Origin of the sequence: Muricoccus harenae, from assembly GCF_009848505.1 — a bacterium.
Taxonomy (GTDB): Bacteria; Pseudomonadota; Alphaproteobacteria; order Acetobacterales; family Acetobacteraceae; genus Roseomonas; species Roseomonas harenae.
The window spans coordinates 1-13016 of record NZ_WWDL01000039.1 but is presented as its reverse complement, the minus strand read 5'-3'; the positions used below and the strand labels follow the sequence as shown (position 1 = coordinate 13016).

The window sequence follows — 13016 nt, the reverse complement described above, 5'->3', positions numbered from 1 at the left end:
GCGAAGGTGAGGATTTGCTTAAGGCGCGGGGTTTACCCAGCCCTTCCAGCAGGCGAAACTGTACCGTTCACGTTTCTGAGATGCCAGCGAAAGGCGAGTGGCCCAATGCCCGCGCCTTACCCCGTGCCAAGCCGTGGCTGAAATGCCATATGGCGCCCAATGGCACCCCCTCTCCTTCTTCTCCAGGATATTCGGCAGGGCTTCGGCACCACGCCGCTCCTGCGCGACGCTACGCTGTCTGTCGGCCCGGGCGAGCGGCTTGCCCTGGTCGGCCGCAACGGCTCCGGCAAGTCCACCCTTCTCAAGATCGCGGCGGGGCTGGTGACGCCCGATGGTGGCTCGCGCTTCCTTCAGCCCGGCGCCACACTCCGCTACCTGCCGCAGGAGCCCGACCTCTCGGGCCATGCGACGACGCTTTCCTATGTCGAGGCGGCGCTCGGCCCGGGGGACGATCACTACCGGGCCCGGTACCTACTCGAGCAGTTGGGACTGACTGGCGAGGAGGCGCCCGCCAGCCTGTCCGGTGGCGAAGCGCGGCGGGCGGCACTGGCCGCCGCCATCGCCCCCTCCCCCGACATCCTGCTGCTCGATGAACCCACGAACCACCTCGACCTGCCGGCAATTGAATGGCTGGAATCCGAGCTGGCCGGAATGCGGGCCGCCCTTGTCCTGATCAGCCATGACCGGCGTTTCCTGGAATCCCTCTCCCGCGCCATGGTCTGGCTGGACCGCGGCACCACGCGCCGGCTGGAGCAGGGCTTCGCGCAGTTCGAGGCCTGGCGCGACCAGGTGCTGGAGGAGGAGGAGCGCGACGCCCACAAGCTCGCCCGCGAGATCGTGCGGGAGGAGCATTGGCTACGCTACGGCGTCACGGCCCGGCGCAAGCGCAACATGCGGCGCGTCGGCGAATTGCAGTCACTGCGGGAGAAACACCGGCAGCGGCGCGGGCCGCAGGGTGGGGTGCGGCTCGCCTCGACCGAAGCCGATGGGTCGGGCAGCCAGGTGGTTTCAGCCGAGGGGATCTCGAAGTCCTTCGGCGACCGAACTGTCGTGCGGGATGTCTCGGTCAGGATCCTGCGTGGGGACCGGGTGGGGATCGTTGGCCCGAACGGCGCCGGCAAGACGACGCTGCTCAACATGCTGACCGGCGAGTTGCCGCCGGATTCCGGCGAGGTGCGCCTCGGCACCGGCATCGAGAAGGTCGCGCTGGACCAGCGCCGGGCGAGCCTCGACCCCTCCATGACCCTGTCGGACGCGCTGACCGAGGGGCGGGGCGACATGGTGCATGTGGGCGGCACGCCGCGCCACGTCATTGGCTACATGAAGGACTTCCTCTTCCTGCCGGAGCAGGCGCGCACGCCACTCGGCGTTCTCTCGGGCGGCGAGCGGGCGCGGGTGATGCTGGCGCGCGCCATGGCGCGGCCGAGCAACCTGCTGGTGCTGGACGAGCCGACCAATGACCTGGACCTCGAGACGCTCGACCTGCTGCAGGAGATGATCGCCGACTACCCCGGCACGGTGCTCGTGGTGAGCCATGACCGCGACTTCCTTGACCGCGTGGCGACCAGCGTGATCGCCTATGAGGGCGAGGGCCGGTGGCAGGACTATGCCGGCGGCTATTCCGATATGGTGGCGCAGCGCGGCCATGGCGTGCGGGCGCGGATGGAGGCCCAGGCCGCCACCCCTGCGGCGAAGCGAGCGGCGGAGGCCCAGGCGCCCGCCTCGCCCGCACGCCAGCGCCTCACCATGGGCGAGCGGCAGGCGCTGAAGACGCTGCCGGGCGAGATGGAAAAGCTGTCGGCCGAAATCGCGAAGCTGAACGACATCCTGGCGGATCCACAGCTCTATGCGCGCGATGCGGCGCGCTTCGCCAAGGCAACGGAGCTGCTCGCGCAGCGCCAGGCCGCGCTGGCGGCTGCCGAAGAGCGCTGGCTGGAACTGGAGATGCGGCGCGAGGAAGCCGAGGCGACGCCCGCGCGCTGACCGGCGCGCGGGCAGCTGCTTCAGCCGCTCAGCGGCACATCATCACGGGCATATCGGCATTCTCCAGCACGTGCCGGGTGACGCCGCCCAGGATCAGCTGGCGGATGCGCGAGTGGCTGTAGGCGCCCATGCAGAGCAGGTCCGCGCCGAAGTCTCGCGCGGCGCCCAGCAGCCCGGCGCCCACCTCGCGCGTCACCGGAGAGAATTCCACCGGTTCGGCCGTGATGTTGTGCCAGCGCAGATAGGCGAGGATGCCGTTCACATCCGGCCCGCGGCGCTGGTAGTCCTTGCTGTGCAGCACGCGGACCGCCTCGGCGCGGTGCAGCCAGGGCAGCGCGGCGGCGATCGCGGCCGCGCTCTCCGCCGTGCCATTCCAGGCGCAACAGACGCGGGTCCCGATGCTGGTGGGCGGCAGGCGCGGCGCAATCAGCACCGGGCGGCCGCTGTCGAACAGGATGGCGTGCAGCGCATCCGAGGAGGAGACGTCCTCTCCTGAATCCGGATGTGGGACCACCGCCATGTCGTAGAGGCGCGATTGCTGCGCCACCAGGTCCTCCTCCCGCCCCGCGACGGAGGCGAAGGAGAGGGTGGCGGCATCCGCCTTCTCGGCGGCCTCGGCCGAGCTGGCCAGGACCACGTCCTTGCCGTCCACGAAGCGGTTGAACAGCGCCTGCACGCGGCTGGCACGATCACCCGATTCTCGTTCGGTGGCTGCCATCATCTCCTCGATCATGGCGCCCGAGAGGCCTTCGCCGGCCAGCGGCGCCACGTCGCGCGCATCCACGCGGACATGGATGCAATGCACATGCGAATGCCAGATGCGCGCGGTCATCACCGCGGTCTGCAGGGCCGCCTCGCCGGCGGCGGTGCCAGTCAGGGGCAGGAGGATGCGGCGGTAGGCCATGTCTGCGGGACTCCGTCGTGTTCCGGCGGAAGGAGCTGGCGTGACTTCCCCTCCCCCGCGCCCGGCCGAATCCGGCCGGGCAATCACCAGTCTAGCATGAGGAGAGGTGGGCCGCTGCAATCGCAGCCGCCAGGGGATCCGCCGAGGCGTCGATGCGGTTCCAGGTGATATCGCCCAGGGAATGCCTGGCCGCGTGCTCAAGCACCTCCACCGTGGCATCGGAGGCGTCGCCCCGCCGGGCCGCAACCCGCTTACGGAGCAGGTCGAGCGGCGCTTCCAGCCAGAGCCCGGCGAAGGGTACCCCCGCCCGGCGCGCCACCGCCTCGATCCCTGCACGTCGCGCCTGATCCAGGAAGGCGGCGTCGGCCAGGACGCATTGGCCGCCGCGCAGTGCCGTCTCCGCCGCCGCGAACAGCGCGTCATGCACGGCATCGCTCGCGGCGGGGGTATAGGCGCCGGGCGGCAATGCGTCTTCCGGCGCGACGCCGGCCAGGCGCTTACGGATCTCGTCGCTTCGCAGATGTAGCGCACCGGGCGCGGCGCCAAAGCGCGGCGAAAGGGCGCGGCCGAGTCGGGTCTTTCCGGTCCCCTGCAACCCGCCGACGGCGACGAGACGCGCGGGCGGTGGCGTGAGATAGGCTTCGGCCTCTGCCAGGAAGGCGTCCGAACCTGCCTTCTGCCCCTCCATCCGCGCGAGGCAATGCGCCCGGATCATCGCGCGGCAGGAAAGCCAGAGCGGCATCGCGGCGACCATCCCTACGTCGCCGCCAAGCGCCACCACGCGGTTGAGGACGCGGCAGGCGGCCTCCCGCCCGCAGCGCCGCAGCAGGTCTGCGACGAGAAAGGCAAGGTCATAGCCCGTGTCGACAGTCGCGAGTTCCTCATCGAACTCCAGCGCGTCAAACGGCGTGGGGCGGCCCTCCCAAAGGACGAGGTTCCCGAGATGCAGATCGCCATGGCAGCGGCGGATGCGCCCCTCCGCGGACCGCGCGCGCAACAGCGGCGCGAGCTGCCGCAGCCACGGCCCTGTGGCGCGCCTCCAGGCGAGGACACGCGCCGATTCCAGCCCGGCGCCCATCGCAGCGCGCGCATTGCCCCGCAGCACTGCGGCGAAGCGCATCACGGGATCGGAGCCGGGCCGTGCGGGCTCGTAACCCGCTTGGAGGGCTATGACGGCATCCGCCAGCGCATCCTGCATCGCCTCGTCCAGCGCGCCGCGCGCAGCCACGGCATCGAGGAAGTCGGCGGGGGGCACTGGCGCCATCTCAAGCGCCCAATCCGTGGCCGCCGGATCGTCGGGCGGCAGCAGGCGGTCAGCCTCGGCCGGGATGCCATGCACGGCTCGGTAGAGGGTCGGCGCGGAGGGCGCGTTGAGGGCCAACTCGCGCTCCGCGTAGCGGCGTCGGTCAGCGGCGGCGCTGAAATCGAGAAATCCGAGGCTGACAGCCTTCTTCAGCTTCAGCACCCGGTCGGGACCAACGAAAACGGCCGAGATATGTGTCTCCACCGGCTGCGCTCCACCGGTGAGGCGCGCGAGCAGCGCCGCCGCGCGCGCCTGCGTCGCCGGAATGGTCAAGAATGCGCCTTCACGAAACAGGCTTCACGGGTACAGGCGCCCGGTGCTCCACCCCTCTCCCTTTCGCTCGAAGACCAGGCGGTCGTGGCGGCGGAAGGGCATGTCCTGCCAGAACTCGATGCGCAGCGGCAGCACGCGGAACCCGCCCCAATGCGGCGGCCGCGGCACTGCCTCGCCGGGGTAGAGCGTCTCGTATTCGACGATCCGGGCCTCGAACTCCGCGCGGCTGGCGAGCGGCCGGGACTGGATCGAGCTCCAGGCGGCGATCCGCGAGCCGCGCGGGCGGGAGGCGTAATAGGCATCGGATTCGGCGGCCGTCACGCGCTCCACCGTCCCCTCCACCCGCACCTGCCGCCGGAGCGACTTCCAGTGGAAGCAGAGCGCCGCGCGGGGGTTGGACAGCAGCTCCGCGCCCTTTCGGCTCTCCTCATTGGTGTAGAAGACGAATCCGCGCTCGTCCCGGCCCTTCAGCAGCACCATGCGCGCCGAGGGCCAGCCATCGGCGGAGGTGGTGGCCAGGCACATGGCGTTCGGGTCATTCGGCTCGCGCAGGGTCGCGTCCGCGAACCACGCCTCGAACAGGCCGTAGGGCTCCGTTGCGTCGGGGATCCCGGCGATATGGGCCTCGCCGGCGGGGACCTCTGTGGTCAGGCTCATGCGTGCGGCCCCTTGTTCCGTTCCATGCGGTGTGCCACCCCTCCGGGCCCGTCGCAACTGATGCCTGCCCCTGTGGAGGACGCCCCGTGGAAGACGCCAAGACCGTGGCTGATGCCGCCTCCCTGCCGATGAAGGGCACGCTGATGCAGGGGAAGCGGGGCATAGTGATGGGCGTCGCGAACGACCGCTCGATCGCCTGGGCCATCGCTCAGGCCGTTGCGGCCCAGGGAGCTGAAGTCGCCTTCACCTATCAGGGCGAGGCGCTGGAGAAGCGGGTGCGGCCGCTGGCGGCCAGCATCGGCTCGGACCTGCTGGTGCCCTGCGACGTGTCGGACGAGGCCGCTATCGACACAGCCTTCGACCAGGTGAAGGAACGCTGGGGCGGGATCGACTTCCTCGTCCATGCCATCGGCTTCGCGGACAAGCAGTATCTGCGCGGCCGCTATCTCGACACGCCGAAGGAGGCCTTCCTCCAGGCGCTCGACATCTCCTGCTTCTCCTTCGTCTCGGTGTCCCGGCGGGCGGCGGCGATGATGAAGCCGGGCGGGTCGCTGCTCACCCTCACCTATCTCGGCGCCGAGCGCTGGACGCCGCATTACAATGTCATGGGCGTGGCCAAGGCCGCGCTGGAGGCAAGCGTGCGCTACATGGCGGCCGATCTCGGCGATGTCGGCATCCGGGTGAACGCCATTTCGGCCGGGCCCATCAAGACGCTGGCGGCAAGCGGCATCGGCGACTTCCGCTATATCCTGAAGTGGAACCAGTACAACTCGCCGATGCGCCGCAATGTCGGGCTGGAGGAGGTGGGCGGCTCCGGCCTCTACCTCCTTTCCCCGCTTTCCGGCGGCGTTACGGGCGAGGTGCACCATGTGGATTGCGGCTACCACATCGTCGGCATGAAGCACCCCGACGCGCCGGACATCACCATCGAGAAGGGCTGAACGCCCCTCGCCATGTCCCACAACACTTTCGGCCATCTCTTCCGCGTCACCACCTGGGGCGAGAGCCACGGCCCCGCTATTGGCGGGGTGGTGGATGGCTGCCCGCCGGGGCTTTCGCTGACCGAAGCCGACATCCAGCCCTGGCTGGACCTCCGCCGGCCGGGGCAGTCCAAGTTCGTGACGCAGCGGCAGGAGCCGGACGAGGTCCGCATCCTCTCCGGCACTTTCGAGGGGCTGACCACCGGCACCCCGATCTCTCTGCTGATCGAGAACAAGGACCAGCGCTCCCGCGACTATGGCGAGATCGCCGACAGCTTCCGCCCCGGCCATGCTGACCTCGCCTACCACCTGAAATATGGGGTGCGGGACTATCGTGGCGGCGGGCGTTCCTCGGCGCGGGAGACGGCAATGCGGGTGGCGGCCGGGTCCGTGGCGCGTAAGGTGCTGGGATCTGGCGTGACGATCCGCGGCGCCCTCGTCGCCATGGGCGGAGACGCCGTGAACCGGACGAACTGGGACTGGAAGGCGGTGCGGGAGAACGACTTCTTCTGCCCGGACCGTGAGGCCGCCGCCCGCTGGGAGGAGAAGCTCCTGGCCCTGCGCAAGGCCGGGTCCAGCGTCGGCGCGGTGGTGGAAGTGGTGGCCGAGGGCGTCCCCCCCGGCCTTGGTGCGCCCATCTACGGCAAGCTGGACGCCGAACTCGCGAGCGCCCTCATGTCGATCAATGCCGTGAAGGGCGTGGAGATCGGCGAGGGCTTCGCCGCCGCCGCCCTCACCGGCGAGGACAATGCCGACGAGATGCGCATGGCGCCGGACGGCACGGTGCACTTCCTGAGCAACCATGGGGGCGGGGTGCAGGGCGGCATCTCCACCGGCCAGCCTGTCGTCGCGCGTTTCGCGGTGAAGCCCACCTCCTCCATCCTCGTCGCCCGACGCACCGTGGACCGGCATGGCAAGGAGCGGGAGCTGGTCACCAAGGGCCGCCACGATCCCTGCGTCGGCATCCGCGGCGTGCCCGTGGGCGAGGCGATGATGGCATGCGTGCTGGCCGATGCCCTGCTGCGCCACCGCGCGCAGGTACCGAACGCGCCCTTGTCCACCCGCCTCCCGAGAAACTGATCGGAACGGTTCTTTATCCGACTGCCGCACTCGGTTATTCGGAGGGCATCCTTGAGGTGCCTGGCCGATGCCGAACCGCAGATCCGGGGCTGAGGCCTCTCCCGACCAGAAGCTTCTTGCCGGCTTCCTCGGGCTCGCGGGTGGCCGGCATTGGTCCCGGCGGATGGAGGAGATCGGACGCCAAGCCGCCCTCTCTTCCCTCACCGGCCGTGCGGCACAGGAGCGCCACGCGCTTGAGCTGCTGCTGCAGCGGCTTTCCTCGCCGGATGGCATGGCGGGCGCCGGCGCCGCCGAGCGGCAGCTTCTCACCTATGTCCGCGAGGCAGTGCACCTCGCCAACGAATTACCAGCGGAGTCGCGCCAGAGGCTGCGGGCCCGGATCCTGTCGGGCCTCACCGGCGAGGCCAACCTCATTCCGCTCTTCCACCTGCTGCGGGTCGCGGCGTTGCACCGGGCGCGCGGCTTCGAGGTGCGCTTCACCGGCCTGGCGGACGGCACGCCGCATGACCTCCTCATTTCCCGCAACGGCGCGGAGGCGGAGGTGGTCTGCGACACTATCTCGGCCGAGGAGGGCCGGCATGTACTGCGCGGCGACTGGTGCATGCTGGTCGACGGCATTAATCCCGATCTCCAGACTTGGCTCGCCGCCCATCCCGGCCGCTACGTGCTGAAGATGACCCTGCCCGAAGGGCTGCGGGCCGATGCGCTGGACGTGGCCGCGCTGCAGCGCCGGATCGTCGCCATGCTGCGGGACCGAAAGCGACAGGACTCGGCCGCCGATGCCGTGCTGAAGCTCGATCCGCTGATCCTCGCCGGCGCCCAGGCCGCCCAGCCGGCCGCCAGTCTGCGCGCCCTGTTCGGGCCCGAGGCGCATCTCGCGGTCGCGCATGACAAGGGCAATATGCTCGTGCTGGCGGCGCAAGCCGGACGGGCCAGCGACATTGCCGAGGCAGCCTGCCGCCGCATGGCGACTGCCTCGGAGCGGCTGGGCGGCCAGAGGGCGGGCATCCTTGCCGTCTTCCTCGATGACATGACCCGCCAGGAATGGCGCGGCCTCCGGGAACAGCGGGAACTCGAAGGGACTGTGCGCCGCTTCCTGACCACCGAAGCGGCGCGCCGCATTTCGGCAGTGTCCTGCGCCTCCCGCATGGAGATGTTCGGCATGGCATCACCGGACGCGGTGGTGGAGGGGGAGTTGCGCTTCCGGAATCCCGGCTGCACCAGCTCGAGCGACGCCGCCCTCCTCCCTGCCCTGGCCTCGCTCTGAGAGACGATCGCCCACCAGAATGAACCCGATTCCTGGTCCGGCGGCCAGGAAACCCTCGCCAAGCATCAACGTTCAAGCGCATGCTGCACTGCGGGATAGGGAAACAGGCATGACGGACGCTGAAGCGGATAAGGCGCTCGAAGAGCTGGATCGGCTTCTGAATGATCCGGATGTGCGCATGGACCCCGCCCGCGTCTGGACCCTGGCCGCGCGTCTTTCCGCCCCCGTCATGCGCGACGCGCCGGTGCCCGCCAGCCGCTGATCCCTTACTGCTCGGGCAGCCTCGGCCGCGGCTGATCTAGCCTTTTCGAGTTGTTTCGTCCGAAATTCAGGCGCGGCGGGCGCCGATCAGGAACTCCTTGTTCCCCTCCGGGCCGGTGATCGGACTCTCGGTGATGCCCAGCACCTCCCAACCCGGCAGGCTGGACCACCATTGCTGCACCCGGGCGCAGACGGCACGGTGAACATTGGGATCGCGCACCACGCCCCCCTTCCCCACCAGCCTCGCCCCCGCCTCGAATTGCGGCTTGATCAGCGCGACAGCGAAAGCACCCGGTGCGGTCAGAGCCAGGGCGGCGGGCAGTACCGTCGCGAGGCCGATGAAGGAGGCGTCGCAGACCACCGCCCCTACCGGCTCCGGAATATGCGTGGCCTCAAGGTAGCGGGCATTCAGCCGCTCCAGCACCACCACGCGGGGATCGTTGCGCAGATTCCAGGCGAGTTGGCCATGGCCGACATCCACCGCGTAAACCCGCACCGCTCCATGATGCAGCAGCACATGGGTAAAGCCCCCGGTCGAGGCGCCGACATCGATGCAGACGCGGCTCGCCGGATCCAGCCCGAAGGCCTGCAGCCCATGCGCCAGCTTCAGCCCGCCGCGGCTGACCCAGGGATGGTCCTGGCCGCGCACCTCCAGCGGATCGTCCTCCCGCAGCACCTGGCCCGGCTTGTCGACCCGCTGCTCGCCGCTGAAGACCTTGCCGGCAAGGATCAGCGCCTGGGCGCGCGTCCGGCTCTCGGCAAGGCCGCGTTCCACAAGGGCGAGATCGGCGCGCTGCTTGGCGGGCTTGGTCTGGGGCAAGTGGGTCCTCCCGGCGCTCCGGAGGTAAGATAGCAGGGCACGCCGCTGAGGCCGACCCGCCGGCGCGGGCTTGTCGCCGCGGCCGGTCCGGGGGAGACAGGCAGGTAAGAGCGTCAGGCGCTCGCCGGAACCGGAGGAAAGCCCATGATCACCCGTCGCGCCCTTGCGGGCGCCGCACTGGCCGGCGCCGCTATCGCGCGCCCCGCCCTTGCCCAGACCACCTGGCCCGCCGGGCGCGCGATCGAGGTCATCGTCCCCTATCCGCCCTCGGGCGGGATCGACATCGTGGCGCGGCTGCTGACGAAGTACCTGCCGCAGCAGCTTCCGGGCGCCACCTTCGTCGTCGCCAATCGCGTCGGCGCCGGTGGCCAGATCGGCAATGAGGCCGTCTTCAACGCACGCCCCGATGGCTACACCCTCGGCACGGTCGCGACGTTGAGCTTCATCACCAAGGCGTTGGAGCGCCCGGTGCGCTGGAAGACGGAGGAGTTCACCTACATCGCCAATGTGGTGGATGACCCGGGCGCGTTCTGGGTACGGGCCGACTCGCCGCTCCGCACCATCGCCGATTTCAGGGAGGCCGCGGCGAAGCGCGCGGAGGCCGTCTCGGTCGGTACCGCCGCCGGCACGTCATCCGACGACCACCTTCTCCTGCTCGCCTTCGAGGCTGCCGCGGGGGTGAAGGCGTTGCACGTGCCCTATAACGGCACCGCCATTGCCATCCGGGACCTGCTGGGCGGCCAGCTCGATGTTGCCTCCTACAATGTCAGCGAGGGGCTTTCGCTGTTCCGCGAAGGGCGCACGCGCTGCCTTGGCCAGGCCGCGCCGGAGCGCTGGTCGGCGATGGCGGATGTGCCCACCATTCGCGAACAGGGGCTCGACGTGCTGGGCGGTTCGGCGCGCGGCTTCGTCGCGCCCCCCGGACTGCCGGCGGAGATCACGGCGCGCCTTGTGGACGCCTTCAGAACGATCCTGGTGGATCCCGTCTTCCTGGCGGAGGCGGAGCGGCTGAACCTGCCGATGCGGCCGCTGATAGGTGACGCCTACAGGAGCGCGGTGATGACCGAAGCGGCTGCGGCGAAGGCCCTTTACGAGCGGTCGCCCTGGAGCACGAATCCCTGATGCCACTAACACAGGCAGAAGCTGCGCCGATGCGTCATGTGGTGGTGGTGGACCCGATCCATCCTGATGGAATCCGGCGTCTTCTCGACGCGCCCGGCGTGACGCTGGACCATCCCGGCGATATGGCCGGACCGGATCTCGCCACGCGATTGCGTGATGCCGAGGCGCTGATCGTGCGCGGCAGCGCGGTCGACTCCGCCTTGCTCGCCATCGCGCCGAAGCTCCGCATGGTCTGCCGCCACGGCGTCGGCTACGACCTCGTCGACGTGCCCGCGATGACGCAACGCGGCGTGCTGGTGATGATCACGCCGGAGGCTAATGCGGCCTCGGTGGCCGAGCATGCGCTGATGCTGATGCTGGCCGTCGCTCGGCAGGTGCTGCCGGTGGATGCGGGTGTGCGCCGCGGTGAGTGGCGCGTGCAGGGCCAGTCCCGCACCTTCGAGCTGGGCGGGCGCCGCGTGCTGGTGCTGGGCTTCGGCCGCATCGGCACCCGCGTTGCGCGGCTTTGCGCCGCCTTCGGCATGAAGGTGATGGTGCATGATCCCTTCATGCCGGCCGGCACGATCCGTGGCGCGGGCTATGAGGTGGTGAAGGACCGGAATGCCGGACTTGCGGCCGCCGACATCGTCACCCTGCACCTGCCAGCCAGTGACGCCACGCGCGGCATGGTGGATGCCGCCTTCCTCGCCGCCATGAAGCCGGGAGCCGTGCTGGTGAACACCGCGCGCGGTACGCTGGTGGAAGAGGCGGCGCTGGAGGCGGCGCTGCGCTCCGGCCATCTCGGCGGCGCCGGGCTGGACGTGCTGCGGGTGGAGCCGATGGTGGCGCCGGTGCCGCTGCTGGCGCTGGAGAACCTCGTCGTCACGCCGCATGTCGCCGCCAGCACGGCGGAGGGGCTGCAGCGCATGGCCTGGGATGCCGCCGGGAACGTGCTCGACTTCCTGGCCGGCGATCCGGACCTCGACGCCGTGGTCAATCCGGAGGTGCTGGTGGCACGCTGAGCCGCTCCGCCGCGGGCCTCGTCAGAGGCCCCGGCGCCGGCCGTGCGTCATGAGTCCGATCACGCCCTCCCGTCATAGGATCGGGGGAAGGAAGGCCATGGTGATGTGCCTGGGAAAAGGACGAACAGCACCAGCCGAGGAGGCTGCGCAAAACGTCACCGAGTGATTCGACAGCGAAGGTCACAGCCCGGTTTGAGGCGAGCGCCTCGGCCGCCATCAAGCTCGCGCGGCGGCTACGCCAGACGAGTAGCACGGCAGCCCGTGCGAGCCGCGTGTCCGGAGCCTCGCCGTCCATGATGCGTGAAAGAAGAGGGTTGTGTTACCGTCCAACCGCATGGGCAGGGCCCGTCTGAGGGAGGCCTCGATGGTCATGAGTGGAACCTCCAGGCGGATCGGAAGAAGTCTGGCACGGCGTGAGCCACCGCTTCGCTACGGCTCGGCATCGCGTGCTTTCCATTGGATCACCGTGGCGCTGGTGCTCTCGGCCGCCGGCGTCGGCCTTTGGATCGCCCATGCTCGACCCGATGACGAGGCATTCAAGCTTACCCTCTACAACATCCATGAAAGCATCGGCGTGACGATCTGGGCCGTGACCCTCGCGCGCCTCGCCTGGCGCGTCAGCCATCCACCCCCGCCTCTTCCTGCCGACCTGCCCCGCGCACTGATCTTCGCCGCGCGCGCCAACCACACCGCCTTCTATGTCTGGCTGCTAAGCATGCCGGTGGTCGGCTTCGTTGCCACGAATGCCTGGGGCTTCCCACTCACCTGGTTCGGCCTCGTCCCGCTGCCGGACCCGGTTGGAAAGAACATACCGCTGGCTGAGACCCTGACCTTCATCCACCGCCTGATGGCGTGGAGCTTGGTCGGCATGATCATCCTGCATGTCACCGCGGCATTGTGGCACCAGTTCATCCGCCGCGACGGCACGCTGCGGAAGATGCTCTAGACCCTACCTCGGAAGCCTCGAAGCAAACCTGGCTGGCGGTGTTGGGACCACCAGCCCCCCCGTTCACGCTCTTGCGGGCAGTGTTGTTGTGCTGTGTCCGAGTGCGTTGCGGGCGGTTTGCGCGATTTGTGGGGCGTTGAGGCCGGCGGTGTCGTACTGTTTTTTGGGTGTTTCGTGGTCGATATAGAGGTCGGGCAGGGTGAGGGGGCGGAAGCGCAGGCCGCCGTCGAGCAGTCCGGCATGGGCGAGGTGGTGGGCGACGAGGCTCCCGAAGCCGCCCACCGAGCCCTCCTCGACGGTGAGCAGGACGGCGTGGTTGCGGGCGAGGCGCTCGACGAGTTCGGTGTCGAGCGGCTTGGCAAAGCGCGCATCCGCCACCGTGCAGGACAGCCCCTGGGCGGCGAGTTCGTCGGCCGCGC

Annotated in this window: 13 protein-coding genes; 8 read left to right on the top strand and 5 right to left on the bottom strand. The window is 69.6% G+C overall.

Features of this window, described 5'->3' with window-relative positions; all coding sequences use genetic code 11:
- The first annotated feature begins 159 nt into the window (after positions 1-159).
- Positions 160-1983 carry an ABC-F family ATP-binding cassette domain-containing protein gene (locus GSE44_RS21830; protein ID WP_159350956.1) on the top strand — a complete coding sequence of 608 codons (1824 nt, stop codon included), beginning with the start codon at positions 160-162 and terminating at the stop codon, positions 1981-1983.
- Between the two features lie 28 nt (positions 1984-2011).
- Here the strand turns inward: GSE44_RS21830 and GSE44_RS21825 are convergent, their stop codons facing one another.
- From GSE44_RS21825 to pdxH, 3 genes are all read right to left on the bottom strand, one after another.
- The gene (locus GSE44_RS21825; RefSeq protein WP_159350955.1) at positions 2012-2887 is read right to left on the bottom strand and encodes a universal stress protein; all 876 of its coding nucleotides are present in this window, start codon (positions 2885-2887) and stop codon (positions 2012-2014) included.
- A gap of 91 nt (positions 2888-2978) precedes the next feature.
- Positions 2979-4463, bottom strand: coding sequence for a bifunctional aminoglycoside phosphotransferase/ATP-binding protein (locus tag GSE44_RS21820; protein ID WP_159350954.1), 1485 nt, complete (start codon positions 4461-4463; stop codon positions 2979-2981).
- 24 nt (positions 4464-4487) lie between these two features.
- Positions 4488-5120: a pyridoxamine 5'-phosphate oxidase gene (pdxH, locus tag GSE44_RS21815; protein ID WP_159350953.1), complete on the bottom strand. Its 633-nt coding sequence runs from the start codon at positions 5118-5120 to the stop codon at positions 4488-4490.
- Positions 5121-5248: 128 nt separating this feature from the next.
- Here pdxH and fabI point away from each other — a divergent pair, with 128 nt between their 5' ends.
- The 4 genes from fabI (at position 5249) to GSE44_RS21795 (ending at position 8709) form a co-directional block, all read left to right on the top strand.
- Positions 5249-6061, top strand: a complete 813-nt coding sequence (gene fabI / locus GSE44_RS21810; RefSeq protein WP_235925056.1) for an enoyl-ACP reductase FabI — start codon at positions 5249-5251, stop codon at positions 6059-6061.
- 12 nt (positions 6062-6073) lie between these two features.
- Positions 6074-7180: a chorismate synthase gene (gene aroC, locus GSE44_RS21805; RefSeq protein ID WP_159350952.1), complete on the top strand. Its 1107-nt coding sequence runs from the start codon at positions 6074-6076 to the stop codon at positions 7178-7180.
- Positions 7181-7247: 67 nt separating this feature from the next.
- Complete coding sequence (locus GSE44_RS21800; RefSeq protein ID WP_159350951.1) at positions 7248-8447, top strand: hypothetical protein; 1200 nt, start codon at positions 7248-7250, stop codon at positions 8445-8447.
- Positions 8448-8556: 109 nt separating this feature from the next.
- Positions 8557-8709 (top strand): peptide chain release factor 1, encoded by a 153-nt coding sequence (locus tag GSE44_RS21795; RefSeq protein ID WP_159350950.1) that lies wholly within the window; start codon positions 8557-8559, stop codon positions 8707-8709.
- A 66-nt stretch (positions 8710-8775) separates the two neighbouring features.
- Here GSE44_RS21795 and GSE44_RS21790 read toward each other — a convergent pair whose 3' ends face one another.
- A complete protein-coding gene (locus GSE44_RS21790) occupies positions 8776-9528 on the bottom strand; it encodes a TlyA family RNA methyltransferase (RefSeq protein ID WP_159350949.1) in 753 nt (250 codons plus the stop codon).
- 144 nt (positions 9529-9672) lie between these two features.
- On the opposite strand from GSE44_RS21790, the gene GSE44_RS21785 reads away from it, so the two are divergent.
- The 3 genes from GSE44_RS21785 to GSE44_RS21775 all read left to right on the top strand — a co-directional run bounded on the left by GSE44_RS21785 (position 9673) and on the right by GSE44_RS21775 (position 12597).
- Positions 9673-10650 (top strand): tripartite tricarboxylate transporter substrate binding protein, encoded by a 978-nt coding sequence (locus GSE44_RS21785; protein ID WP_159350948.1) that lies wholly within the window; start codon positions 9673-9675, stop codon positions 10648-10650.
- A gap of 29 nt (positions 10651-10679) precedes the next feature.
- The gene (locus tag GSE44_RS21780; protein ID WP_159350947.1) at positions 10680-11651 is read left to right on the top strand and encodes a hydroxyacid dehydrogenase; all 972 of its coding nucleotides are present in this window, start codon (positions 10680-10682) and stop codon (positions 11649-11651) included.
- 370 nt (positions 11652-12021) lie between these two features.
- Positions 12022-12597: a cytochrome b gene (locus tag GSE44_RS21775; RefSeq protein ID WP_159350946.1), complete on the top strand. Its 576-nt coding sequence runs from the start codon at positions 12022-12024 to the stop codon at positions 12595-12597.
- Positions 12598-12660: 63 nt separating this feature from the next.
- Here GSE44_RS21775 and GSE44_RS21770 read toward each other — a convergent pair.
- The coding region (locus GSE44_RS21770; RefSeq protein ID WP_328799101.1) for a transketolase C-terminal domain-containing protein at positions 12661-13016 on the bottom strand (356 nt) is incomplete at its 5' end.

Coding starts and splice junctions, on each gene's coding strand:
- GSE44_RS21830 (WP_159350956.1), top strand. CDS start 160: ATGGCACCCCCTCTCCTTCTTCTCCAGGATATTCGGCAGGGCTTCGGC.
- GSE44_RS21825 (WP_159350955.1), bottom strand. CDS start 2,887: ATGGCCTACCGCCGCATCCTCCTGCCCCTGACTGGCACCGCCGCCGGC.
- pdxH (WP_159350953.1), bottom strand. CDS start 5,120: ATGAGCCTGACCACAGAGGTCCCCGCCGGCGAGGCCCATATCGCCGGG.
- fabI (WP_235925056.1), top strand. CDS start 5,249: ATGAAGGGCACGCTGATGCAGGGGAAGCGGGGCATAGTGATGGGCGTC.
- aroC (WP_159350952.1), top strand. CDS start 6,074: ATGTCCCACAACACTTTCGGCCATCTCTTCCGCGTCACCACCTGGGGC.
- GSE44_RS21800 (WP_159350951.1), top strand. CDS start 7,248: ATGCCGAACCGCAGATCCGGGGCTGAGGCCTCTCCCGACCAGAAGCTT.
- GSE44_RS21795 (WP_159350950.1), top strand. CDS start 8,557: ATGACGGACGCTGAAGCGGATAAGGCGCTCGAAGAGCTGGATCGGCTT.
- GSE44_RS21785 (WP_159350948.1), top strand. CDS start 9,673: ATGATCACCCGTCGCGCCCTTGCGGGCGCCGCACTGGCCGGCGCCGCT.
- GSE44_RS21780 (WP_159350947.1), top strand. CDS start 10,680: ATGCGTCATGTGGTGGTGGTGGACCCGATCCATCCTGATGGAATCCGG.
- GSE44_RS21775 (WP_159350946.1), top strand. CDS start 12,022: ATGAGTGGAACCTCCAGGCGGATCGGAAGAAGTCTGGCACGGCGTGAG.